The organism is Longimicrobium sp. (assembly GCA_036389135.1).
Classification (GTDB): domain Bacteria; phylum Gemmatimonadota; class Gemmatimonadetes; order Longimicrobiales; family Longimicrobiaceae; genus Longimicrobium.
Genome location: DASVQP010000074.1, coordinates 1 through 21,138, shown reverse-complemented (window position 1 = coordinate 21,138; position 21,138 = coordinate 1). Strand labels below are relative to the sequence as shown.

At 69.8% G+C, this 21,138-nt stretch carries 24 protein-coding genes; 20 read left to right on the top strand and 4 right to left on the bottom strand.

The features are described from left to right. Positions 1-13 precede the first annotated feature (13 nt). The 14 genes from VF584_17310 (at position 14) to VF584_17245 (ending at position 11,416) form a co-directional block, all read left to right on the top strand. Positions 14-631: a trimeric intracellular cation channel family protein gene (locus VF584_17310; GenBank protein HEX8211938.1), complete on the top strand. Its 618-nt coding sequence runs from the start codon at positions 14-16 to the stop codon at positions 629-631. Positions 632-633: 2 nt separating this feature from the next. Then, positions 634-1,059, top strand: coding sequence for a DUF2809 domain-containing protein (locus tag VF584_17305; GenBank protein HEX8211937.1), 426 nt, complete (start codon positions 634-636; stop codon positions 1,057-1,059). A gap of 234 nt (positions 1,060-1,293) precedes the next feature. Next, the gene (locus tag VF584_17300) at positions 1,294-2,784 is read left to right on the top strand and encodes a hypothetical protein (GenBank protein ID HEX8211936.1); all 1,491 of its coding nucleotides are present in this window, start codon (positions 1,294-1,296) and stop codon (positions 2,782-2,784) included. A gap of 129 nt (positions 2,785-2,913) precedes the next feature. After that, positions 2,914-3,420: a DinB family protein gene (locus VF584_17295; protein HEX8211935.1), complete on the top strand. Its 507-nt coding sequence runs from the start codon at positions 2,914-2,916 to the stop codon at positions 3,418-3,420. A 157-nt stretch (positions 3,421-3,577) separates the two neighbouring features. Next, positions 3,578-4,591, top strand: a complete 1,014-nt coding sequence (locus VF584_17290) for an amidohydrolase family protein (protein ID HEX8211934.1) — start codon at positions 3,578-3,580, stop codon at positions 4,589-4,591. 174 nt (positions 4,592-4,765) lie between these two features. Beyond that, positions 4,766-5,434 carry a hypothetical protein gene (locus VF584_17285; protein ID HEX8211933.1) on the top strand — a complete coding sequence of 223 codons (669 nt, stop codon included), beginning with the start codon at positions 4,766-4,768 and terminating at the stop codon, positions 5,432-5,434. A gap of 41 nt (positions 5,435-5,475) precedes the next feature. Then, positions 5,476-6,255: a DUF5995 family protein gene (locus VF584_17280; protein HEX8211932.1), complete on the top strand. Its 780-nt coding sequence runs from the start codon at positions 5,476-5,478 to the stop codon at positions 6,253-6,255. A gap of 36 nt (positions 6,256-6,291) precedes the next feature. Beyond that, positions 6,292-7,080 carry a class I SAM-dependent methyltransferase gene (locus tag VF584_17275; protein HEX8211931.1) on the top strand — a complete coding sequence of 263 codons (789 nt, stop codon included), beginning with the start codon at positions 6,292-6,294 and terminating at the stop codon, positions 7,078-7,080. 18 nt (positions 7,081-7,098) lie between these two features. Continuing rightward, entirely contained in the window at positions 7,099-7,770 is a 672-nt protein-coding gene (locus tag VF584_17270; protein ID HEX8211930.1) for a hypothetical protein, read from the top strand. 88 nt (positions 7,771-7,858) lie between these two features. Beyond that, on the top strand, positions 7,859-8,545 hold the full coding sequence (locus tag VF584_17265) for a hypothetical protein (protein ID HEX8211929.1): 687 nt from the start codon (positions 7,859-7,861) through the stop codon (positions 8,543-8,545). Positions 8,546-8,649: 104 nt separating this feature from the next. Then, positions 8,650-9,189 carry a hypothetical protein gene (locus tag VF584_17260; protein ID HEX8211928.1) on the top strand — a complete coding sequence of 180 codons (540 nt, stop codon included), beginning with the start codon at positions 8,650-8,652 and terminating at the stop codon, positions 9,187-9,189. Then, positions 9,167-10,120, top strand: coding sequence for a hypothetical protein (locus VF584_17255; GenBank protein ID HEX8211927.1), 954 nt, complete (start codon positions 9,167-9,169; stop codon positions 10,118-10,120). Before VF584_17260 ends, VF584_17255 begins: the two co-directional genes overlap by 23 nt. Next, positions 10,117-10,851 (top strand): hypothetical protein, encoded by a 735-nt coding sequence (locus tag VF584_17250; GenBank protein ID HEX8211926.1) that lies wholly within the window; start codon positions 10,117-10,119, stop codon positions 10,849-10,851. The genes VF584_17255 and VF584_17250 overlap by 4 nt, the downstream gene beginning before the upstream one ends. Before the next feature lie 37 nt (positions 10,852-10,888). Further along, positions 10,889-11,416, top strand: coding sequence for a hypothetical protein (locus VF584_17245; GenBank protein ID HEX8211925.1), 528 nt, complete (start codon positions 10,889-10,891; stop codon positions 11,414-11,416). 56 nt (positions 11,417-11,472) lie between these two features. On the opposite strand, the gene VF584_17240 is transcribed toward VF584_17245, so the two are convergent. Then, complete coding sequence (locus VF584_17240; protein ID HEX8211924.1) at positions 11,473-12,471, bottom strand: endonuclease/exonuclease/phosphatase family protein; 999 nt, start codon at positions 12,469-12,471, stop codon at positions 11,473-11,475. Positions 12,472-12,915: 444 nt separating this feature from the next. Here VF584_17240 and VF584_17235 point away from each other — a divergent pair, with 444 nt between their 5' ends. The 3 genes from VF584_17235 to VF584_17225 all read left to right on the top strand — a co-directional run bounded on the left by VF584_17235 (position 12,916) and on the right by VF584_17225 (position 14,483). Next, positions 12,916-13,443 (top strand): hypothetical protein, encoded by a 528-nt coding sequence (locus VF584_17235; protein HEX8211923.1) that lies wholly within the window; start codon positions 12,916-12,918, stop codon positions 13,441-13,443. Positions 13,444-13,518: 75 nt separating this feature from the next. Next, positions 13,519-13,932, top strand: coding sequence for a VOC family protein (locus VF584_17230; protein ID HEX8211922.1), 414 nt, complete (start codon positions 13,519-13,521; stop codon positions 13,930-13,932). A gap of 83 nt (positions 13,933-14,015) precedes the next feature. After that, positions 14,016-14,483: a hypothetical protein gene (locus tag VF584_17225; protein HEX8211921.1), complete on the top strand. Its 468-nt coding sequence runs from the start codon at positions 14,016-14,018 to the stop codon at positions 14,481-14,483. Positions 14,484-14,621: 138 nt separating this feature from the next. Here the strand turns inward: VF584_17225 and VF584_17220 are convergent, their stop codons facing one another. Further along, the gene (locus VF584_17220) at positions 14,622-17,291 is read right to left on the bottom strand and encodes an ABC transporter permease (protein HEX8211920.1); all 2,670 of its coding nucleotides are present in this window, start codon (positions 17,289-17,291) and stop codon (positions 14,622-14,624) included. Positions 17,292-17,299: 8 nt separating this feature from the next. Further along, positions 17,300-17,635: a PadR family transcriptional regulator gene (locus VF584_17215; protein HEX8211919.1), complete on the bottom strand. Its 336-nt coding sequence runs from the start codon at positions 17,633-17,635 to the stop codon at positions 17,300-17,302. A gap of 280 nt (positions 17,636-17,915) precedes the next feature. Between VF584_17215 and VF584_17210 the strand changes: the two genes are divergently transcribed. Further along, positions 17,916-18,590: a cupin domain-containing protein gene (locus tag VF584_17210; protein HEX8211918.1), complete on the top strand. Its 675-nt coding sequence runs from the start codon at positions 17,916-17,918 to the stop codon at positions 18,588-18,590. A gap of 112 nt (positions 18,591-18,702) precedes the next feature. Beyond that, positions 18,703-19,107, top strand: coding sequence for a hypothetical protein (locus VF584_17205; protein HEX8211917.1), 405 nt, complete (start codon positions 18,703-18,705; stop codon positions 19,105-19,107). Between the two features lie 242 nt (positions 19,108-19,349). Here VF584_17205 and VF584_17200 read toward each other — a convergent pair whose 3' ends face one another. Further along, positions 19,350-19,781 (bottom strand): response regulator, encoded by a 432-nt coding sequence (locus tag VF584_17200; GenBank protein ID HEX8211916.1) that lies wholly within the window; start codon positions 19,779-19,781, stop codon positions 19,350-19,352. A gap of 376 nt (positions 19,782-20,157) precedes the next feature. Here VF584_17200 and VF584_17195 point away from each other — a divergent pair, with 376 nt between their 5' ends. Further along, a complete protein-coding gene (locus VF584_17195; GenBank protein ID HEX8211915.1) occupies positions 20,158-20,991 on the top strand; it encodes a tryptophan 2,3-dioxygenase family protein in 834 nt (277 codons plus the stop codon). Positions 20,992-21,138 lie beyond the last annotated feature (147 nt).

Genomic DNA, 21,138 nt, shown 5'->3' with positions numbered 1-21,138 from the left:
TGCATCCTCGCGCGTGACCGTCTACGTTCTGGACCTGCTCGGGGTGGCCGTGTTCGCCATCAGCGGCGCGCTCTCGGCCGGCCGAAAGGGCCTGGACCTGCTGGGCGTGCTCGTCATCGCGGTCGTCACGGCCATCGGCGGCGGCACCATCCGCGACCTGCTCCTGGACCGGCACCCCATCTTCTGGATCGCCGATCCCACCTACCTGGTCGTCATCACCATCGCGGCGCTGCTCAGCATCGTCTACGTGCGCCTGTGGCCGGCGCCGCGCAACTCGCTTCTCATCGCGGATGCGCTGGGCCTGGCGCTGTTCTCCATCATGGGCACGCAGGTGGCGGAGGCCGCCGGTCTGCCGGGCATCATCGTGGTGCTGATGGGGACCATCACCGGAGTTGCGGGCGGCGTGCTCCGCGACGTGCTGAGCGCCGAGGTCCCGCTGATCCTGCGCCGCGACATCTATGCGACGGCCGCCATCGCGGGGGCCGCGCTCTACCTGCTGGTGCAGGAGGCGGGGGTCGGCCGGCCCGCCGCTGCGGTGCTGGGGATGGTGGCGGTCGCGGTGCTCCGGCTGCTGGCGATCCTGCGTGGCCTGCGCCTGCCGGTTTTCCGCCTGCCGCAAGAGCCGCGATAGCTTTGACCGGCCGCACGTCCCCTGAGCTCCGCGCGCGGGCCGCCTACGCCGCGCTGGCGATCGCCACCATCATGGCCGGGCTGGCGGTGCACCTGGGCGGCGTGAACACGTCGCCCATCGTGCGCGACGTCGTGGGGGATGCGCTGTGGGCGGCGATGCTCACCTGGTGGGTCAGCGCCCTCGTGCCGCGGATGGCGCTCGGCGCGCGGGGCGCGATCGCCCTGGCGGCCTGCTTCACGGTGGAGGTGAGCCAGCTGTATCACGCGCCCGCGCTGGATGCGGTGCGCGGTACGAGGCTCGGGCACCTGGTGCTGGGGAACGGCTTCGATCCTCGCGACTTCGCGGCGTATGCGCTCGGGGTGCTCGGGGCGGCCGCACTCGAGCGCGGGCGTCGCACGGCCGCCCGGCGGGACCACGCGCCCCGGTAGCGCTGCAAGCAACGGCTTGCGCATATCGCCTCGCTTTCCGATCTTTTAACCGGATCTTGCTTCCTCAACCTCCGCATCCGCGGCAGGCAAGAACCGGCGCCCGCTCGTAATGGTGCGTCCGGCTGGCCGCACTTACCAGGCGGTCAGCCATTCGCCGTTCGACGCTTCCCGGCCGAGCCACGCCGGCCGAAAAGGGAGCGCGCACCCCACTTACATCCATTTATCCGTTCTACGATGAAAACCCCGTCTATACGCGTGGCGCTGCTCGCCGCGTCCGTCATCGCCGCTGCCTGTGACAATCCCGTCTCGGATGGCACCCCCAAGAAAGACCCCGGCCTCCGCGTGATCTCCGGCGCAGACGTAGCCGACACCGTTCTGACCGCACCGGTCCAGGCGCTGACGGTGGAGCTCATCGGCGACAACGGCAAGCCGCTCGTGGGCGTGCCGGTTCGGTTCGAGGCCGTGCTCACGAACACGCCCGCGGGCCCCATAGCGCCCGTTCTGGTGAGCGAGGTAGGGGGTGCACGTTTCATGGCCCTCGTGGCTGACAGCACGGACGCGGCCGGCCGGGCGCACGCGCGCATCGCGTTCGGTACCATCGCTGGACCCGGCGCGGTGAACGTGATCGTGCCGACGCTGGGTCTGCGGACGACGGCCGGCTACACGATCAGACCCGGCAATCCGGTCCGCGTGGTGACGGCTCCCCAGGACACGATGCTGTCCGTGGGGCGGAGCGCCACCATCAGGGCGACGGTGCAGGACCGGCACGGCAACGCCCGCACCGATGCGCCGGCGCTGCGCGTCGCCTCGGGGCCGGCGAGCCTCGCCGGCACCACGGTGACCGGCGCCGCATTCGGCCGCGCGATGGTGGTCGCCGAAGTCGGGGGCTTCGCCGACACCACGATGGTCAGCGTGATGCCGCAGGGTACCATCGCGGCGTACACGGCCATGGAGCACACCGGCCACGAGCTGGCGATCTACCGTTTCGACCTCGATGGATCCAACCTCTCCAAGGTCACGCCGTCCGTCATGAACAACGGGTACTGGGGCGAGATGCCCAGCACCTGGAGCGCGGACGGAACGAAGCTGTTCTTCCACGACAACAACCCCAATCATACCAAGCAGCTGTACGTGTTCGACTTCGCGACGAACACCCGCCGGCGCTTGATCGAGCCGGCGTCGCAGCTGGAGCACGAGTCCTGGCCGCGGCGGTCGTACGACGGGCAGTGGGTGTACTTCACCGGCGGGGTCTTCAACGAGGCGACGATCCATCGTGTACGCGCCGACGGCACCGGGCGCGAGCGCGTTCGCGCCGGGCGCGACGCCTCGCTCTCGCCCGATGGGACGCGCCTGGCGTACATCAGCGGCTCGAGCCTGGTGGTCACCACCCTGGCGACGGGGCAGAGCGTCACGATTCCGGGCCCCGCCGCCTCACCCCGGTGGTCGCCGCAGGGCAGCGAGATCGCGTACATCAGCGTGACGGAATCCTTTTTCGCGAATGGCGAGCTGCGCGCCGTAAAGCCCGATGGCACCGGCAACCGCCCCGTGTCCGCGAGCGGCACCCAGTATCGGCACACGTTCGACTACTCGCCGGACGGCAAGTACATCATCGCGGCCAACCGGAACGCCGTGCTCACGGTGATCGAAACGGCCACGGGCATCGAGCTCCCCATCTCGCTCCGGCAGCTCAATCACGGCCTCTGGGCACCGGCCTGGAAGCCGTGAGGGCCGCCGGGCGGGGGTAAGCCCCGCCCTGGCGAGGCTCCCGGCAGCCGCGGACGATCCGTCCGCGGCTGCCGCGCATATCCGCGTACCAGCCGGCGGCGTCAACCAGCACACCAGGGGACCATCGCAATGCCCGATCTCCATTCCGCGCTCCACGCGCATCATCAGGCGGTGCAGGCATTTCTCGCGTCGGCTCGTGCTGTGCCGCCGGAGCGGTGGGATCGGCCGCGCGCCGAGGGCAAGTGGTCGCCGGGGCAGATCGCCGAGCATCTCGCGCTGGCGTACGAGGCCAGCGGCGAAGTTCTCCACGGCCGCTCGCCCGGGGGGGCTCCGCCGCGCATCCTGCGGCCGCTGCTCCGCACCCTCCTGCTGCGGCCCGTGCTGTGGCTTGGCCGTTTCCCGGTGGCCAGCAAAGCGCCGGGGGTGATGCGGCCGGGCACGTCCACCGCGCCCGCGCCCGCGCTCCTCGACCGCTTGCAAGCCGCGGCGGCAGCGTTCGAGAGCGCCGCGAGAGAAGTGCGCGGCACCACCACCGACCACCCGGCGTTCGGCCGCCTTCCCGTCGTCGACCTCGTGCGGCTGCAGGAGATCCACACGCGGCATCATCACCTGCAGCTGCCATCCCGCGCCGCCTGACACGCTGGTGCGGATCGGCGGCTGCCCGGTTGCCGTGCAGCTTGACGCACCGGGGCACCGGCGCTAGCTATGCATCACCCTGCTGGTTTTCCACCACTGTGGTGGAAAACCAGCAGGGTGCGACTCTGGCCGCACCCCGCCCCGAGGAGATCCCCTCATGTGCACTGAGCGCCAACCGGCTCCGTCCTGCTCCGCCCCGCCCGTCCGGAGCCGAGCCATCCGCATCCTGGGTCGTCTGTGCTGCGTGGGCCTCGCGCTGAGCACGGCCTGCGCGCATGCTCGCGCGAGACCGCTGGGCGACTTCCACCAGCACCTCTTCGGCCCGGGCACGCAGGCGCTTTCGCCTACCCTGGAGCGCGTCACGGCACCGGCGCTGGTCGCGCTGCTCGATTCGGCGGGAATCCGGTACGCGGCCGTGTTCTCCATCGCCTACCAGTTCTCCAATCCCAACCGGCCTCCCGTGGCCGACGAGTACGCGCGGGTGCGTGCCGAGAACGATTGGACGGCGGCGCAGGTGGCTCTCTTTCCGGGACGTCTTCGCGCATTCTGCGCGGTAAATCCGCTCAGCGATTACGCAAGCGCCGAGATCGAGCGGTGCGCGGCGGATCCGCGGCTGCGGACGGGGCTGAAGCTCCACTTCGGGAACTCGGACGTGCAGCTGGATCAGCCGGAGCACGTGGAGCGCGTACGGCGCGTCTTCCGTCTGGCCAACGAGCGGCGGATGGCGATCGTGGTGCACATGCGCCCGTCGGTCACGCGGCAGCGTCCCTACGGCGCGGCGTACGCGCGGACGTTCCTCACCGAGATCCTTCCCGCATCGCCCGGCGTGGTGGTGCAGATCGCGCACCTGGCGGGGGCCGGCCGCCTGGACGATCCGCAGGTGGAGGCGGCGCTCGACGTATTTGCGCGGGCCGCCGCCGACCGGGACCCGCGGATGAAGAACGTGTGGTTCGACGTCTCCGGTCTGGGCGGGCTGGGCGAATCGGCGGAGGTGTCGCGGCGGCTCGCGGCGAGTATCCGGCAGCTCGGCGTCCAGCGCGTGCTGTTCGGCTCAGACGGAGCGGTGGGCGGCAACTCGCCGCTCTCCACCTGGAACGCCTTTCAGAAGCTGCCGCTCACCGAGCGGGAGTTCACGGTGATCAAGCGGAACGTGCCGCCGTACATGCGGTAGCTCCATCCATCGGCGCAACCGCGGCAACGGCGCCGGTTTCCGCGCGCCTGGCTCGGAAGGGGGCGCCTGGCGAGGCGGATCAAGGCTCTTGCCACCTGCGTGGTTGCGAGCGACTCTCCTGCGGGTGCAGAGACAGGGGTAATCAACCGGCCCTTTCTGAGCCCGGGAATCAACATGGATACGGACCATCCCACCCTCCGCACGCCCGCCGCGGCCTGCCTCATCGCTGCTCCACTCGCGCTCACCGCCGCCGATCTGCTCCAGCTTTCCCGATCGGCACCATTCGGGTGGACCGTCGTGATGTGGCTCGCGTTCGTCCTCTTCGTTCCGGCGATCTTTGCGCTCGGCCACGTCGCGCGTTCGCGCGCGCCCACACTGGGCGTCGTCGCGGCCGCCGTCACGCTCGTGGGCGCAATGGCGGGCGCGAGCATGCAGGTGCTTTTCCGCACGAGCGCCGTCCTGGAGAGTGCCGCCCTGAGCGTCGAGAGCCGGGCCGCCGTCGAGGCTGCCCTGTCTGACCATCCCCTCCTCACCCTCACGACGCTGGTGCCCGGGATCCTGTTCCCCCTGGGCCTGATCTTCCTCGGCCTGCTCCTGACCCGCCACCACCTCGGCGCCAGGCCCGCGACATTTCTCCTCGTCCTGGGGGGCGTGCTGTTCCCGATGGGGCATGCGGCGGAAGTCGACGTCGCGCTGATCGGCGGCGATCTGGTGCTCCTGGTGGCGCTTTCCTGGCTGGCACGGGAGATCCAGCGGCGTCCCGAGCTGTGGTCGCCGGCCGCCTACCCGCACGCCGCCGGGGAAACGGTGCCCGCGGCTGAACCCGTACCCGCGCGGGCCTGACCCGCGACGCCCCCGAGGCGCTTCTCCCTTCCACGGTATCCATGCAAGCCTCCACGCCCCCGGCGGGCGCGCCCCAGACCATCGACGAGATCATCGCGGCTCTCAATGCCATTCTCGACAAGGCGCTCCGCGATGGGGAGCGCATCGGCTACTTCGCGGCGCTGTACGAGCGCGTAACCACCAACGTGCGGCGTGCCCTGGTGGCCGGGAACGTGTTCCAGGACAACGCCCGCATGGAGCGGCTGGACGTGGTGTTCGCGAGCCGCTTCCTACATGCGTGGGACCAGCACTGCGCGGGAGCCCAGCCCAGCCGCAGCTGGCAGGTGGCCTTCGGCGCGCTGGACGATCCCGCCCCGCTCGTCGTGCAGCACCTGCTCCTGGGGATGAACGCGCACATCAACCTGGACCTGGGGATCGCCGCGGCCACGGTGGCGCCGAATCCCGCCGAGCTGGAGGCGCTGTGGCCCGACTTCAAAAAGATCAACGAGGTGCTCTCCCGCCTGGTGCGCGTCGTGGAGGATGAGCTTGCCGAGATCTCGCCCCGCCTGGCCCGCATCGAGGAGATCGCGCCCTCGCTGGAAGACCGGATCTTCGATTTCGGCATCGACGTGGCGCGCGACTTCGCCTGGGCGCTGGCAAAGGATCTCGCCCACGCGCCGGCCGACCAGTGGCCGCGCGTGATCTCGCGGCGGGACGCGACGGTCGCGGAGCTCGGGGGCGCGCTCTACCCGCTTCACGGCGTGGCCGGATTCGCGGAGAAGTGGATCCGCGAAAAGGAGTCGAACGACATCCGCTACAACATCCAGGTCGTCGCAGAATGAGCGGGGTACCGACGCTGGACAGCGCGCCCCTCACGTATGGCTGAGTTCGCGGACCACTTCTCCGGCGCCGCCGCCGAGTACGCGCGGTTCCGGCCGCGCTACCCGGCGGCGCTCTTTTCGTACCTGGCCTCTCTGGTCTCGAAGGAGGCGGATGCGTGGGATTGCGCCACCGGGAGCGGCCAGGCCGCCGTCGCGCTCGCCGGGCACCTCGCGCGGGTGGTCGCCACCGATGCCAGCGCGGCGCAGATCGCGCACGCGGAGCCACATCCGCGCGTCGAGTACCGGGTGGCGCCGGCCGAGCGGAGCGGTCTGGGAGCGGCTTCGGTGGAGCTGCTCACCGTCGCGCAGGCGCTGCACTGGTTCGATCTGCCCGCGTTCTACGCAGAGGCCACGCGAGTGCTGCGGCCGGGCGGGGTGCTCGCGGTCTGGTGCTACGGGCACATGGTGCTGCCCGACGCGGCCTTGCAGCACACGCTCGACCGGTTCTATTCAGAGACCGTCGGCCCGTACTGGCCCCCGGAGCGCCGCCTGGTGGAGGAGGGATATGGCGGCCTGCACTTTCCCTTCATCGAGATTCCGGCTCCTTCCTTTTCGATGGAGATGCGGACGAGCATGGAGGGGCTGCTGGGCTATCTCGGCACATGGTCCGCGACGCAGCGATACGCCCAGGCAACCGGCCACGATCCGCTCGCGGAGGTGAGGCCCGAGCTCGAGATGCACTGGGGCGATCCCGAGGTACAGACAACGGTGCGCTGGCCACTGTCTTTGCGCGTCGGGCGCACACCTTCTCCTCAAGCGACAGAGCGGCTTGAAAGCTCACCCTGAAGCGGCGGCGGACGCAGCATGAAGATTCCCGAGATCACGCCCGGCCGCGTTGGAGCCTCGCTCGGTGCCGCCTGGATGGCGGGCCTCCTCCTGTACCTGGGTCTTCCGCCCACCTTCGGCGCGGGTTTCGTCGTCATCTGCCTGCTGCTCGTGTCGATCAGCGCGCTGTTCGGCCTCGGCGCCGGGCTGGCCGTGCAGCACATCTCGCTGGCGCCCGGCGTGCTGTGGCGCCCGGCCGTGTTCCTGGTGCCCGTTTCGCTCCTGATCCTCTGGTCGCACTGGCAGGAGCGGCGGGGCGTACCGGAGATGGTCGCCCGGGCCGACTCCGCGCGCGGCGCCGTGCTGGGCGAGAACGTCTTTGGGAACCTGCTGGTCTATTACCGCTACCCCGACGCGGGCGGCCGCCTTGTCGCCCCGCGCAAGCACGCGCACCGGCTGCTCGGTGAGGGCGACAGCATCTGGGTCTACGTCGACCGGAAGCCGCCGCACCGCTTCCTGGATGTGTGGCCCGCCGGCCCGGATTGGCGCGCGATGGTGCGGCTGCTGTTCTGGCTGTGGGTTTTCGGAGGCGTAATACTCGTTGGCTACGGACCCCTGATGAGCCGGCGGCTCGCGAAGCCGCTGCGGAAGAGTGCGGCAGCGGCGGCTGAGCCCACGGCTGAACCGTCAACCAACAGCGATGCCGGCTGACTCCCAGCGCATCGCCGCGCGACCGGATCGCGTCGCTCCAGGCGGCGCGATGCAGCCTGTTGCGGTTCCGCTGCCTTCAAGGGAGCCAGTGGTCCTCAGCTGGAGCGGCGGCAAGGACAGCGCGCTCGCCCTGGCCCGGCTGCGTGACGATCCGGGCATCGAGGTGGCCGGGCTGCTCACCACGGTGACGGCGGGGTACGACTGGGTGAGCATCCATGGGGTGCGCCGCTCGCTCCTCCACGCGCAGGCCGAGGCGCTGGGGCTGCCCCTTCAGGAGGTCACCCTCGCGCCGGAGAGCACGAACGAGGCGTACGATGCCGCGCTCGCCACTGCGCTGGGGGAGCTGCGCGCGCGCATGCCAGGGGTGAAGCGGCTGGCCTTCGGAGACATCTTTTTGGAGGACGTGCGGCGGTACCGCGAGGAACGCGTGGAGGCGCTCGGCTTCGGCGCGCTCTTTCCGCTCTGGGGCGAAGCGACGCGCGATCTGGCGCGGGAGGTGTTCGCGAGCGGCATCGTGGCGCGGCTGGTCTGCGTGGATACACGGGTGCTGCCGGCGGCTTTCGCGGGGCGCCCCTACGATGCGGCGCTCCTCGCGGAGCTGCCCGCCAATGTGGACCCATGCGGCGAGCGGGGGGAGTTCCACACCTTTGTGTCCGCGGGGCCGGGGTTCCGTCATCCGGTGCCCTACACGGTGGGCGAGGTGGTGCTGCGCATGGAGCGGTTCGCGTTCTGCGACCTTCTGCCCGCCGGTCTGGAATGGGGTGGAGCGCCGTGAGGAACTACGAAACTCTTGCGCTGCGTGCACGCCGCGCCTGAGTTTGGAGGCGTTCGCCGGCCGCGGAGCCGGTCGCCTTCCCGGGGGAACGGAGTAGCGTCGATATGAGCTTCGCATTGGCCTCGCCCGCGCTGTTCTGGCTTCCGCTCATCATCTTCGGGTTTCCGCTGATCCTCTGGATCGGATTCGCGAGCACTCTGGCCAGGAGGGACGCCGTGGACCGGCCGAATCGAATCTCGCAGTGGTACGGATACTCCGTCTGCCTGGTGTGCGTCGTCACGCTGCTGTTCTCCAGCGCGGCCCTGGTGAACAGCTTCTTCACGCTCGCGAACCCGCTCCAGGGCGAGAACGACTTCGGGCCGTCGCTCTCGTCGTTCGAGGCGTACAGGGCCACCTATCACCAGTCTCCCTACCTGGACGAGTCCGAGCGGGAGTCGCTGCGAAAGGCGCCCCCGGGCGAGGCCGAGCTGCGCCGGCGCTTCCAGGCACTCCGGGTGGATCGCACCGAGCGGAACCGCTACCAGGCGCAGCGTTCCCTGGTGACCAGCGGGCTGCTGAGCCTGCTCGCGGCCGGGCTCTTTCTGCTGCACTGGCGCTGGCTGAGGCGGCTGGGTGACGGGCTTGCCGCCCCGCCGCCGGGTTGAAGGCCTGACGCGCACGGGAAGGCCGGCGGCCCTTCGCCCCATCGCCGCGGCGATCACGGCGCTGGTGTGCACGGCGCCTGCCGCGGCGCAGACTCCCGCGCCGTCGCAGAACCCGTCGCCCATGGTGGAGGAGACGCGCGCGCACGAGCGTCTCGTCAGGAGGGAGGTCGCGGGCGCCAGGCGCTCGTTCGCGGGGCCGGGGGGACGGCCCGTGGAGCTCCTGGTGCCATACGGCGCGCGGAGGCGCGAGGCCGTCGACGTCGTCATCCACTTTCACGGCGCGGCGTGGCTGCCCCAGCAGGCCGCCGGCGGACGCGCGGTGGTTGCGGTCGTGAACCTGGGCGCGGGGTCGGGGATCTACCACCGCACCTACGCGGAACCGGCCGCCTTCGACTCGCTCCTGGCGGGCGTCGCCGCGGAGGTGTCGGCCGTGGGCGGCAGGGCGGTGCGGCTGCGGCGCGTGACGCTGGCGGGGTTCTCCGCCGGGCACGGCGCGGTGCGCGCCATCCTGCGCGAGCCCCGCCACTTCGTGCGGGTGGACGCGGTGCTCCTGCTGGACGGCATGCACACGTCGTACGTGCCCGAGGGCACGCCGCTGGCCGCGGGCGGCACGCTGGACAGCACCAACCTGGCGGCGTTCGCGGCATTCGCGCGCGCGGCCATGCGCGGCGAGAAGCGGTTCCTCGTCACGCACTCGGAAATCTTCCCCGGCACCTACGCCAGCACCACCGAGACCGCCGACTGGCTGCTGCGCGAGCTGGGCCTGCGCCGCACGCGCCGTCTGCGCTGGGGCCCTCGCGGATTGCAGCAGCTCAGCGAGGTGCGCGCGGGCGGGTTCCAGCTCCTCGGCTACGCGGGGAACTCCGCGCCGGATCACGTCGACCACTTCCACGCGATGCCGGAGCTTCTCGCGCGCGTGCTCGGGCGATGACCGGTGCCACGCCTTCCAGGCCGCGCATCCGCCGCCTCGCGCTGCTCATGTTCGTGGGCTATGCCGCGAGCGTTCTGCTCTGGCTGGCCGATCTTTCGTCGGGATTGTATCGGCCCGTGGTGACGTGGTGGGCGCTCTGCGGCTCCCTCGGCATCATGATCACCGGCTTCCTCATCTTCCTGTGGGTGCTCCGGTCGCCCAGATCGTGGGGCCGGTGGAGCGCCGCGGCGTCCGCGCTGGTGCTGGGGGTACTGATCCTTGAGGTCGTTCCGCCGCCGCTGGTCCGCCTCAACAACTCGCGCTTTCTGCAAAGGCGCGATCTCAACGAGTTCGCCACGCAGGTGCACGAGTACGGAAGGATTCGCAAGATGTGGGAGTGGCCGGAGGGTTACACCCATTCCCTCAACGGAACGATCGTAAGAAGGACGCGCGCCGAGCTCGATTCCATCGGGACTGAACGTTGGGGGAGCAATCGCGCGCTGCTCGCGGATGTGCTCGCGCGCGACAGCATCGACCCCGCCGTGTACGAGGACTTCCGGCGCAAGCTGCGGCGCTTCCACCTGGAGATGATCTCCATTGAGGGCGACTACGTACTCTTCAGCCGCAGCCGCGACGGGGGCCTGGTGCACGCGAAGAAGGGCGCACCGCCGCTCCGCAGCGGGATGGTGGTGCCTGGCACGCATGCGGTGGTGGAAAACGCGCATGGACAGTGGTATTACTACTACAGGTGATAGCGTACCATCCAATCGAAGCAGGATCAGGCTCCGAATGCAAATTTTCGTACTTGGCGGGCTCACGCTGATCGTCTGCGCAGTCGGCTGGCGCTACCTTCGTCCGGCGCCGAGCCGCGTCGAGGGGTTCACGGCCGCGCCGTCCACGCTCGCCGAGTACCGCAATCATCTGAACGGAGTGACGGGGGCGGACGTGCAGTGGGCCGACTGCCCCTGCTGCGGATGCCCCACCTTCGATGCCGCCTCGCCGCTTCCCGATTGCGGGGTGTGCGATTGGCTGCACGACCCGTCCGCCACGCCCCAGGCGATCGAGCGCGCCCGGAAGAACTTCGCGGTGCACGGAACGGCGGACCCGCTGCAGTACACCGAGGAGTGGTTCGGCCCTCCCCCCGGTGCCCGGGAGATCGCGTCGCGCCGCGCCATCGTCGCGGCTTCGGATGCTGCTCGGGCAGGGACGATGGAGCTGCCCGACGCGTGGAGCACGATCCTCGAACAGCTCGCCGTGGTAGACGAGGAGGCCGGAAAGCGCATCGATGCACTGGAGCGCAGGTTCGCCGAGGATTGAACCCGCGGGCTGGCGGGGGTGCGGGTCGAGCATCGCCGCTGATCCGGGGCCTCGCACTACCACCGCGCCGGGAGCCACCGGAAGCTGACGATCACCGGACGGTGGCGCGAGAGGGACTTCGATGCGTCCGCGCCCAGGCCGAAGCGCGCGAGTTCCTCGGGGGCCATCTGCTCCGAGTCGAAGACGCGCGCCTGCTCCACCGAGAGCGCCTCAGGGCTGTACAACGTCAGGTCCATCTGGCGGCTGTGGAAGGGCGTGCCGCGGCCGTCCCACGTCCAGCGCGACAGGCCGTCGGCGTGGAGCGCGGGGGCGATGGCGAGCGGCCGCCACCCGGCGCCGGGCGAGGCTGTCAGCGTGTCCAGGGGCGCGCGCCCGGCGACGAGGTTCATGTCGCCTCCCAGCACCACGCCATCCACCGCGCGCCCCTCCGACGAGAGGCGGGCGAGCACCCGGCCCACCGCGTCGCGTATCGTCGCGGCTTCCACGCGGCGGCGGGCTTCCTCCCAGCTGTCGCGCGTCCCTCGGGCCCACAGGTCCAGACCCACGACGAGGAGCCTGCGTCCGCCGGACCGCACGACCGCGCCGTTGGTGGCGACGCCGCGATCGAAGTCGCGCCGGAGCCTGGCGTGCAGCGAATCGGGCGCGCGGTCGAACACCGGCTGCGTCGTGCGGGTGAAGGGCAGGGGCGAGAATTCGCGAAGGGGCTCGACCGGCTCGCGGGAGGCGATCACGGTGCGCTGGTAGTCGCCGCCCACGCCCCACGCCAGGTGCCACACCGTGTCCGCCTCGCCCCGAAGGCCGCGCAGGATCGGGATCAGCTCGGAGGGCTCGATCTCACCGCCCACCTCGTCCAGGATCAGCACGTCCGCGTCGGCGGCGCGGAGGACCCCGCGAAAGGTCGTGGGGTGCACGACGAAGGAGGAGTCGCCGACGTTCCACACCAGCGCCCGGAATGCAGACGGCGGGGCGGCGTAGGGTCTGCTGCCCGCGGCGGGTGCGCATGCCGTCGCCACGAGCAGCAGGATTCCGGCTGGGCACAGTGGGAGCCGAGGCATTCGTGGTCTGGGAGACTGGTGGCGGGTGTTCGGCGGGGGCGGGCCGAGCTGAGCAGGAGAGCGCGTACGCTGAAGTACGGTATGGCTTCGTCGGGCCGGGCGGGAGAGAGGAGAGCCTTCACGCGGGCGAAAGCGGATCGCCGGTACGCGGGGAGCGTCCAATGTCCGGGCCCAGGCCGACCGGTGTCAACCTTCTTCGAAGGGTCGCTCCTGGCCGCGCTGGCCGGCGCCCTCCTCTTTTCGGGTACGTGCGCTCCGCCACGCCGGCCGCCACCGCCCCGCCGCTGACCCGCGTTTTCACGACTTCCACGATCGGCGTCGGGTTCGATCCGCACACGCCAACGACATCGATCCAGGGGTTGACCCGTGCGCTCCATCTTACGTGCCGCCTCCCTGGCGCTCGCACTGCCGTTTGCCTCCTGCGGATACGAGGCTTCTGAGCCGGTGCCCTCCGCGAGGCCCCCGCTGAATCTTCCGCGCGACCTCGTCGGCTGCTACGCGTTGTTCGACCGCCGGGGGCGACCCGCGTCGGACAGCCTTTACTTCGCGCCGTCGCACGTGCGGCTCGACTCTACCGCGCTAACCAAGGGGGAGAGGGAGGACCGCACGGACGACGCGTGGGCGCTCACCAAACTCGATGCGAACCTCCGGCCCCTGCATGGCGAGCGCAACAGGCCGCCGTCGCTCCACTGGACGGCGGAGTCGAACCCGGAGAGGGTGCGGATGATCTTCCACACCGGCTTCAGCGGCACCGAGCTGATCTTCGATGCTCCGCGCGCGCGCGACACGCTCCGGGGCCGTGCATTGCAGCATTGGGATTTCGGCCCGGAGTTCGAGACGGAGGCAGGCCCGGTGACCGCCATTCGCGTACCCTGCTCCGATTCCGCGCCCGACGAAGCTTCGCCCCTCGCACTCGCCCGCTTCCCGAGACACCGCGGCGCCGAGCCCCCCCGCCAGGCACGCGCCCCGTAATGCATCTTTCAGGTATATTGGGTCAGCGTCCGCCGCCTTCATGCTGGTGAACGTCTACCCTGATCCCCCCGAGAGATGAACCTGAACCAGATCACCCTTCCCGCGCTAGACGTGGCGACATCCGCGGCGTTCTACCGCGCCATGGGCTTCCGGCAGATCGTGGCGACGCCCGTCTACGCGCGCTTCGAGTGCGGCGACGGAGGGTCCACCTTCTCGGTGCACGCCGTGGACGCGGTGCCGGCGGACACCGGCGTCGTCGTCTACTTCGAGCACGAAGAGCTGGACGCCCTGGTGGATGAGCTGAAGGGCAGAGGCATCGAGTTCACGCAGGACCCCAAGGACCAGCGCTGGCTCTGGCGCGAGGCGCGGCTGCGCGATCCCGCCGGCAACGTGATCTGCCTTTACTGGGGCGGCGAGAACCGCCGCAACCCGCCCTGGCGCATCGGTGACCCCACGTTCCGGCCCACCAGGCAGAGCGCGGCACGGTAGGAGGATACCCGCGACAATCGACCGTAATGCTGCCGGCGGCCCAGTGCTTTAGGTGCGTATCTAACGCTTCCACAACTCCTCTCATGAGCAACTCGCGCGGGCCGGCTTGGCTCTTTTCTGCAAGTACAGCAGTCGTGGTGGTTCTCGCACTCCTCTACCTCATCAGCATTCCGATGGGATGGACTCCAACGGGCCGCCGCTTCGTTCTCGTTGACTTCGCGATTTTTTTGGTCGTGGTGATCGCCGCTTCAGGGATTCTTGGTCGCCTCGATCGGCTCGTGCTGTCCGATAAGGGCGTAGAGTTCCAGCTCCAGTCGATCAAGGACCGACAGAAGGAACAGGATCACCAACTTCGGACCCTCGGGTTCTTGATCACGCACTTTCTGCCGAAGGATGAGCTCGGTCACTTGTGGGGAGAGGCCAACGACAAGCCATTCCCATTCGAAAAGACCAGCAAGTTCGAAGACGAGCTCCGACGGCTTCGAGGGTATGGCCTGATCGAGGGATCAACGGGCACACCGTTGCCGCTTTGCCGTCGTCTGGAGATTTGAAGCAGCACTTCAGAATGACCGAGGCTGGTCGCGTTTTCCTAGAATTGATGTCGAAATTTCCGATGGATGGTTAAACGCGCTCGTGTAATTAGTAGTGCCACGGTTTCTCTGCGCCCCGTATGTACTTGGCAGCGCGGCTCATTCCGCCCGCAGCGCCGCGGCAGGTGTTACGGCGAGGGCGCGGCGGGCGGGGAGCAGCATCGCCGCGCCGGCCACGAGGGCGAAGCAGGCGATGGCCGCCACCAGCGCGCGCAGCTCGATGACGGCGCCGACGGGGAGCGACGTGGCGATCACCCTACCCATCAGCAGGCTCAGCGCGACGCCGGCCACGCCCCCGATGGCGGTTAGGCGGACGCCCTGCCGCAGCACCAGCCCCACGATGCTGGAGCGCCCGGCACCGAGCGCCGCGCGGATGCCGATCTCGCGGCTGCGCTGCGCCGTCACGAACGCCACCAGCCCGGACAGCCCGGCGACGGCCAGCACCATCTGCAGCAGCGCGAGGATGCCGGACGCGCGCGCGGCGATCCGCTGCGGCAGGAAGGCCCGGTCCATGTAGCTGGTCATGGTGGTGACCTCCGGGGCCACCATCTGCGCATTGTAGCGGCGCAGCTCGCGCGCGACCGGCGCGGCCAGCGCGCGCGCCGATCCGCCCGCGCGAAGGTGCAGCACCAGCGATCCGCCGGCCGCCCGCAGCGGAAGGTACAGCAGCCCCTCGCCCGGCGAGCCCGGCGGCTCCTTCCCAATCTCGCCCACCAGGCCCACGACCTCCACGTCACCGCCGGCGGCATCGACTTGCAGCCGCTTGCCGATGGGGTCGCTGCCGGGCCAGAGGCGCTCCGCCAGCGCGGTGCTGACGATGGCGACGCGCGCGCTGCCGCCCATCTCCCCCTCGCTGAAGTCGCGGCCGCGCACCAGCGGCAGCCCCACCACCTCAAAGAAGCGCGGGCGCACGAGGTTCACGTCGACGGAGCGGCTGCCGCCCGCCTCTCGCGTGTCGCGCGGCACCACGCCGGTGGTGGAGCGGGAGCCGGAGACCGGCACCATCATGGCCGCGCTGGCCGCCTCGATGCCGGGAATCTGGTCGAGCTGGGCGATGACGTCGCGGACGAGGGCCGACGCGCGCACCGAGTCGCCCGCGGCCTGCAGCAGCGTGGCGGGCGCCACCAGGACTCCGGAAGCATCGACGCGCCGGTCCTCCGCCAGCCGCCCGAGCGCGGAGGCGATCAGCACCGATCCGGCGGTGAACATCAGAGATAGGGCCACCTGGGTGACGATGAGCCCGCCCCGCACCCGTCCCGTCTGGATGCCGAGGCTCCCCGCGTAGCCGCCGTCCTTGAGGTACGACAGCACGTCGGTACGGGCGCTCTGGATGGCGGGGACGAGCCCGAACACCAGCAGCGCGAGCAGCGTCCCCCCCGCGGTAAAGAGCAGCGCGCGGCCGTCGAGCGAGAGGTCCACGTTGGGGAACCCCTCCGGCCGGTAGCGCCCAACGGCCACGGAGGTCCCGTAGGCGAGCGCGATGCCCAGCAGCGCGCCCGGGACCGCCACCACCGCGCCCTCGGTGAGCAGCTGGCGGATCAGCCGGCCACGTCCCGCGCCCAGGGCGAGCCGCGTCGCGATCTCCCGCCGCCGCGCCAGGGCTCGCGCCATGTACAGGCTCGCAAGGTTGGCACTCGCAACCAATAGGAACCCGAGCCCCAGCGCCGTCACGCCGCCCACCATCATCATCAGCTGGCCCGGCGCGATCCCGGCGACGCGTGCCTCCCGCTCCGGCATCACGGTCACGCGGCGGCCGTGCCCCGCCTCCTCTCGCCAGCTCGCGGGCTCGTCCTGGTACAGCCGCGCCGCGACGGTGGCGAGCCTCGCCCGCAGCTCCGCCATCGACGCGCCCTCGCGCAGGCGGCCGACGATCTGGAAGCGCCGGTTGCCGCGCTGATCCAGCACGGGCTCGCCGGGAAGGAGCATCGGCGCGAAGGCGGCGTCGACCCAGAACTCGTTCGCGAACTCGCGCGTGATCCCCAGGAACTCGCGCGGGGCTACCGCCGCGACGCGGTAGAAGTGTCCGTTGACGCTCACCGTCTTCCCGGTCAGCGATGGGTCCGCACCAAAGGCGCGCCGCCACAGCGAGTAGCCGAGCACGATCGCCGGCTCGTCGGCGCGCGCGCCCGCGGGGAAGCGCCCCAGCGCGGGCTTCACGCGCAGCGCGGCGAAGTACCCCGAGCTCACCAGCGCGCCGCGCCGCATCGCCACGTCGTCGCCGCTGCCGACGGCGGCCTCCACGCGCGATTCGCCCGCGAGCTCCGCCATGCCGGCCGTGCCTTCCGCGAAGCTGAGCAGGTCCGCGTGCGAGCTGCCGCCGCGCAGGTCGCCGCCGTAGTCGCTCGTGTACACCGTCACCAGATCCCTGCCGCCCGGCACCGGAAGCGCGCGGTAGAAGAAGCCGTCCACCGCCGAGAAGAGCGACGTCCCCACCCCGATCGCGATCCCCAGCGTCACCACGCACACCGCCACGAAGCCCGGCGTCCGCGCCAGCGAGCGCGCCGCGTAGCGCACGTCAATCAGCGCGTCCTCCACGAAGCGGGTGCCGCGCGCGTCCCGGTGATCCTCGCTGATGCGGTCCACGCCGCCGAAGACGAGCCGCGCCGCCCGCCGCGCCTCGTCGGGCGACATGCCGGCGCGCAGGTTCTTCTCCGTCTCCATCTCCAGGTGGAACTGGATCTCTTCGCTGAGGCGCGCCTCCACCTCGCCGCGGCGGAAGAGGGCGCGGTACCGGCCGCGCAGCAGGGCGAGCAGGGCTCTGGGATGCATGGGGCGCCTCAGGTGGTACGGAGGATCAGCTCGACGGCGCGGGCGTAGCTGCGCCACCCCGCCATCTCCACTTCGAGCTGCTCGTGGCCGAGCGGAGTCAGGCTGTAGTACCGGGCGCGGCGGTTGTTCTCCGTCACCCCCCACTCGCTCGAGATCAGCCCCCGGTCCTCCAGCCGCAGCAGCGCGGGGTACACGGATCCCTGCCCCACGTCGAGCGCGTTGCGCGACATGTCCTGGATGCGCTGCGCGATCCCCCAGCCGTGCATCGGCTGCAGCGCCAGCGTCTTGAGCACCAGGAGATCGAGCGTCCCCTGTAGGATGTCGGCCGAGCTGTTTCGCGGCATCTGGGCGGTTCGCGGAGTGTCTTTCCTTCCGGGTGTCGTAAGGAAGGGATACGCGCGCTTCTTCCGAATGTCAATAGGAGTGATTCGGCGCGTGCGGCGCCGGCCTCGGATTTTGCTTCCGGCGCCGGGGCGCGGAGGCTACCTTCCGGGTTCGATCCCTCGCGGCACTTCGCCGAGCGTGATGCATCCACTCTTCGTCGCCGCCCTACCTGGAGCCGCTCGGCCCATCCCCGCTCCCCGCCCCGCGCTGACCGGCGCAAACCCAACCACGGAGGGAACCATGAATCGGCTTCTCCCCTTGCTGTGCCTGCTCGCCACCGCCTGCGTGCGGGGCGCCGGCCCGGCCCCCGCGGCGGCGGGCGAGACGAAGTCCGCGATGGGTGCGGCGACGGGCGTGACGCGGGCCGACAGCGGCAGAGGGGCGCGCGATCCCCGCATGATCCCGCTCGGGCCGCTCTCGGGCGACGTGCAGATCCTGTACGGCCATCCTGACGCCGAAGGCCAGCCCTTCGTCATGCGCATCCGGGAGCTGCCGGGCACCATCGTGCCGCCCCACTCGCACCCGGTGGACGAGCACATCACCATCGTGCAGGGAAGCTGGCAGTTCGGCTTCGGCGCGAGCTTCGATTCGACCGCGCTGCGGGAGCTCAGGACGGGCAGCTACGCCTTCGCGCCGAGCGGCACCACGATGTTCGCCCGTTCCCCGGAGCTCGCCGTCGTGCAGGTGCACGGGATCGGCCCGTTCAAAATTCACTGGCACCATGGGATGGTCAGCTTCGACGATGCCGCCGCCGCATCCACGTTCCGCTTCAAGCGCGGCGACGAGGTCGTGACGGAGCGGGGGCGGGGGATCATCCGGCACGGCTACGCGTCCGGCACGCTCATCCAGTACGAGATCGAGAGTGGCGATGGCGCCAGGTTCATGGCCCAGGAGAGCGGCGTGCGGCGGCCCTGAAGCTGCGGCACGAAACTCGTCTCGACGTGCCGACTATAGAGTGCCAGGCTTATGCGGGTTGGAAGCGCGTGTTCGACATAATGACATTCCATCAGCACCAGGACGGCCATTCATGAACGTTGTACACAGCGGGAGCGCAGGCGGGAAGTCCATCCGGGCCGGAGCACTGGCGCTCCCGCTCGTAATCGTGCTGGCAGCGTGCGAGTCCGAGCCGGCAACGCGGCCGGCGTCTCTCCTTTCCACACCTCTCACCATCGAGCCCGATACGACCACCTTTGCGCTGATGGACGGCGATCCGCCGCCCGCCAGCACTCCCGAGCCCACCGCCGACGTGAGCGTGGCCTCCGAACCGGAACCGGAGGAAGAAGAGGAGGAGGACAGCAGCCCCTACGCATATCCGGCATGGAACGGCTACGACCTGGATTGCGCCGACGTGGGACACACCGTAAAGGTGACCGGCGGCGATCCGCACCGGCTGGATCGGGATGGGGACGGCTGGGGTTGTGAGTCGTACTAAATTCTGTGCGACCTCGAACGAGCAAGAATGTCACGCGAAGGCGCGAAGACGCAAAGGAAAGACACGCAAACACTTTCTTTGCGCCTTTGCGCCTTCGCGTGAGACTATTTCCCCCGATGCACACGGAGCCCTCAGCAACGACCCGCAAAAAAGGAGGCACGGAAAATCTCTCCGTGCCTCCAATGACTTGCGAATCCAACCGCTTTTCTCAGCGCCTCCGCGCCTCCGCGTGAGACCCGCCGTTACGCGGACTCCGCGATCGGCATCGCCGCCATGGAGATGTCCACCACCGGCGGGCCGATGCAGCGGCGCACGGCGGCCAGGAAGTCGGACGGGTAGCAGGGCTTGGGGATGTAGCCGTCGGTCACCTCGCGCAGGAGCCGCATCTGCGCGGGGGTGACGGCGCTGGCGGTGAAGGCCAGCACGGGGATGGGAGCCGTGCGCGGGTCCATCTTGAGCACGCGCGCCGCATCCCACCCGCCCAGCCGCGGCATCTTTCCGTCCATCACCACCATGTCGGGGAGCGCCTCGCGCGCCATCGCCACCCCTTCCTCGCCGTCGCAGGCGCGCAGGACGTGGTAGCCGGCATAGTCCAGCGCGAGCGAGCAGATCTCGCGCACGTCGGGGTTGTCGTCGACAATGAGCACCGTTTTGCGGGCGGCGTAGGAGGACATGCGAGAAAACCGATGGGGGAGGAGTTGGTGGGGATGTAGATACTACTCTAAACGTGTTACTCACCTTAGACAAGGGTTTTGTTCGTGACACCACCGGCACGCCCCGTGAGCGTGAATCCGGGCTCCGTACACTCTGCGCAGAGGGGTGATGAAGCCCCCCGCGAGGACGCCTCACCCAGAGACACAGAGGGTACGGAAAGGAGGGAAGAAGAGGTTCTCTGTGGCTTTCCGTTCTCCTCTGCGTTCTCTGTGTGAGACAAACCATCCGGTACCAGACCCCTGCCACGGTTGCGGCAACGAGGCGCGGAGCGGACTTTGATGGTGTTCGGCTGCTCCGCCCGGCGCACGCCACGGCCCCTCGCAGGGAGACGCAACGATGTCGTTCGGAAGGCCAGACCACGAGCAGGAGCTGAGCTACGGCTCGTACCTCCGCGTGCAGGAGATGCTGGGGATGCAGCAGCTGCGCTCCGATCCCATGCAGCACGACGAGCTCCTCTTCATCGTCATCCACCAGGTCTACGAGCTCTGGTTCAAGCAGATCCTTCACGAGATCGACGGCGTGGTGGCGCGGCTGCAGCGCGACGACGTGCTCGGCGCCACGCGGCTGCTGCGGCGCTGCATCGAGATCCAGCGCGTGCTCGTCAGCCAGATCACGGTGCTGGAGACGATGAGCCCCACCGACTTCCTGACCTTCCGAGACCACATCATGCCGGCGAGCGGCTTCCAGTCCGCGCAGTTCCGGGAGATCGAGTTCGTGTCGGGCTCCAAAGACCCGGGGATGCTCGTGCACGCGCGCCCCACGCCCGAGGAGCGGGAGCGGCTGCAGGCGCGGCTGGACAACCCGAGCGTGCGCGACGCCTTCCACGAGGTATGCCGCCGCCGCGGGTTCGACATCCCGGAGCCGGGGGACGATGCGGCGGAGGAGGTGCGGCAGCAGGCGCGCGACCGGCGCGTGATGCAGCTCGCCACCATCTACCGCGACCAATCGAGCCACTTCGACCTCTTCCTCCTCTGTGAGGCGCTGGTGGAGTACGACGAGATGTTCACGCTGTGGCGCCTGCGGCACGTCCAGATGGTGGAGCGCGTGATCGGGTGGAAGCCCGGCACCGGCGGCAGCTCCGGCGCGGCGTATCTGCGCACGACCGTCGAGCGGCGCTTCTTTCCAGACCTGTGGGACCTGCGCACGCATCTGGGGATGCCCGTGGTCTGAACTGCATCTCAGTAGAGTCGAGTCGGGGCGCCGTGGCATGGTTGCCCGGTTTCCCCGACCCGCTCATCGAACCGGACGTGCGGATTTCCCGCATCCGGCTCTCCGACTGGGTTCACTTCAAGGCATGCGAGAGCGCCACCCGCCGAC

Excerpts from the sequence above, each read along its gene's own strand:
- VF584_17205 (HEX8211917.1), top strand. The coding sequence starts at position 18,703 with ATGAACGTTGTACACAGCGGGAGCGCAGGCGGGAAGTCCATCCGGGCC.
- VF584_17285 (HEX8211933.1), top strand. The coding sequence starts at position 4,766 with ATGGATACGGACCATCCCACCCTCCGCACGCCCGCCGCGGCCTGCCTC.
- VF584_17280 (HEX8211932.1), top strand. The coding sequence starts at position 5,476 with ATGCAAGCCTCCACGCCCCCGGCGGGCGCGCCCCAGACCATCGACGAG.
- VF584_17290 (HEX8211934.1), top strand. The coding sequence starts at position 3,578 with ATGTGCACTGAGCGCCAACCGGCTCCGTCCTGCTCCGCCCCGCCCGTC.
- VF584_17200 (HEX8211916.1), bottom strand. The coding sequence starts at position 19,781 with ATGTCCTCCTACGCCGCCCGCAAAACGGTGCTCATTGTCGACGACAAC.
- VF584_17245 (HEX8211925.1), top strand. The coding sequence starts at position 10,889 with ATGCAAATTTTCGTACTTGGCGGGCTCACGCTGATCGTCTGCGCAGTC.
- VF584_17300 (HEX8211936.1), top strand. The coding sequence starts at position 1,294 with ATGAAAACCCCGTCTATACGCGTGGCGCTGCTCGCCGCGTCCGTCATC.
- VF584_17195 (HEX8211915.1), top strand. The coding sequence starts at position 20,158 with ATGTCGTTCGGAAGGCCAGACCACGAGCAGGAGCTGAGCTACGGCTCG.
- VF584_17215 (HEX8211919.1), bottom strand. The coding sequence starts at position 17,635 with ATGCCGCGAAACAGCTCGGCCGACATCCTACAGGGGACGCTCGATCTC.
- VF584_17295 (HEX8211935.1), top strand. The coding sequence starts at position 2,914 with ATGCCCGATCTCCATTCCGCGCTCCACGCGCATCATCAGGCGGTGCAG.
- VF584_17270 (HEX8211930.1), top strand. The coding sequence starts at position 7,099 with ATGAAGATTCCCGAGATCACGCCCGGCCGCGTTGGAGCCTCGCTCGGT.
- VF584_17225 (HEX8211921.1), top strand. The coding sequence starts at position 14,016 with ATGAGCAACTCGCGCGGGCCGGCTTGGCTCTTTTCTGCAAGTACAGCA.
- VF584_17230 (HEX8211922.1), top strand. The coding sequence starts at position 13,519 with ATGAACCTGAACCAGATCACCCTTCCCGCGCTAGACGTGGCGACATCC.
- VF584_17275 (HEX8211931.1), top strand. The coding sequence starts at position 6,292 with ATGGCTGAGTTCGCGGACCACTTCTCCGGCGCCGCCGCCGAGTACGCG.
- VF584_17250 (HEX8211926.1), top strand. The coding sequence starts at position 10,117 with ATGACCGGTGCCACGCCTTCCAGGCCGCGCATCCGCCGCCTCGCGCTG.
- VF584_17220 (HEX8211920.1), bottom strand. The coding sequence starts at position 17,291 with ATGCATCCCAGAGCCCTGCTCGCCCTGCTGCGCGGCCGGTACCGCGCC.
- VF584_17240 (HEX8211924.1), bottom strand. The coding sequence starts at position 12,471 with ATGCCTCGGCTCCCACTGTGCCCAGCCGGAATCCTGCTGCTCGTGGCG.
- VF584_17260 (HEX8211928.1), top strand. The coding sequence starts at position 8,650 with ATGAGCTTCGCATTGGCCTCGCCCGCGCTGTTCTGGCTTCCGCTCATC.
- VF584_17210 (HEX8211918.1), top strand. The coding sequence starts at position 17,916 with ATGAATCGGCTTCTCCCCTTGCTGTGCCTGCTCGCCACCGCCTGCGTG.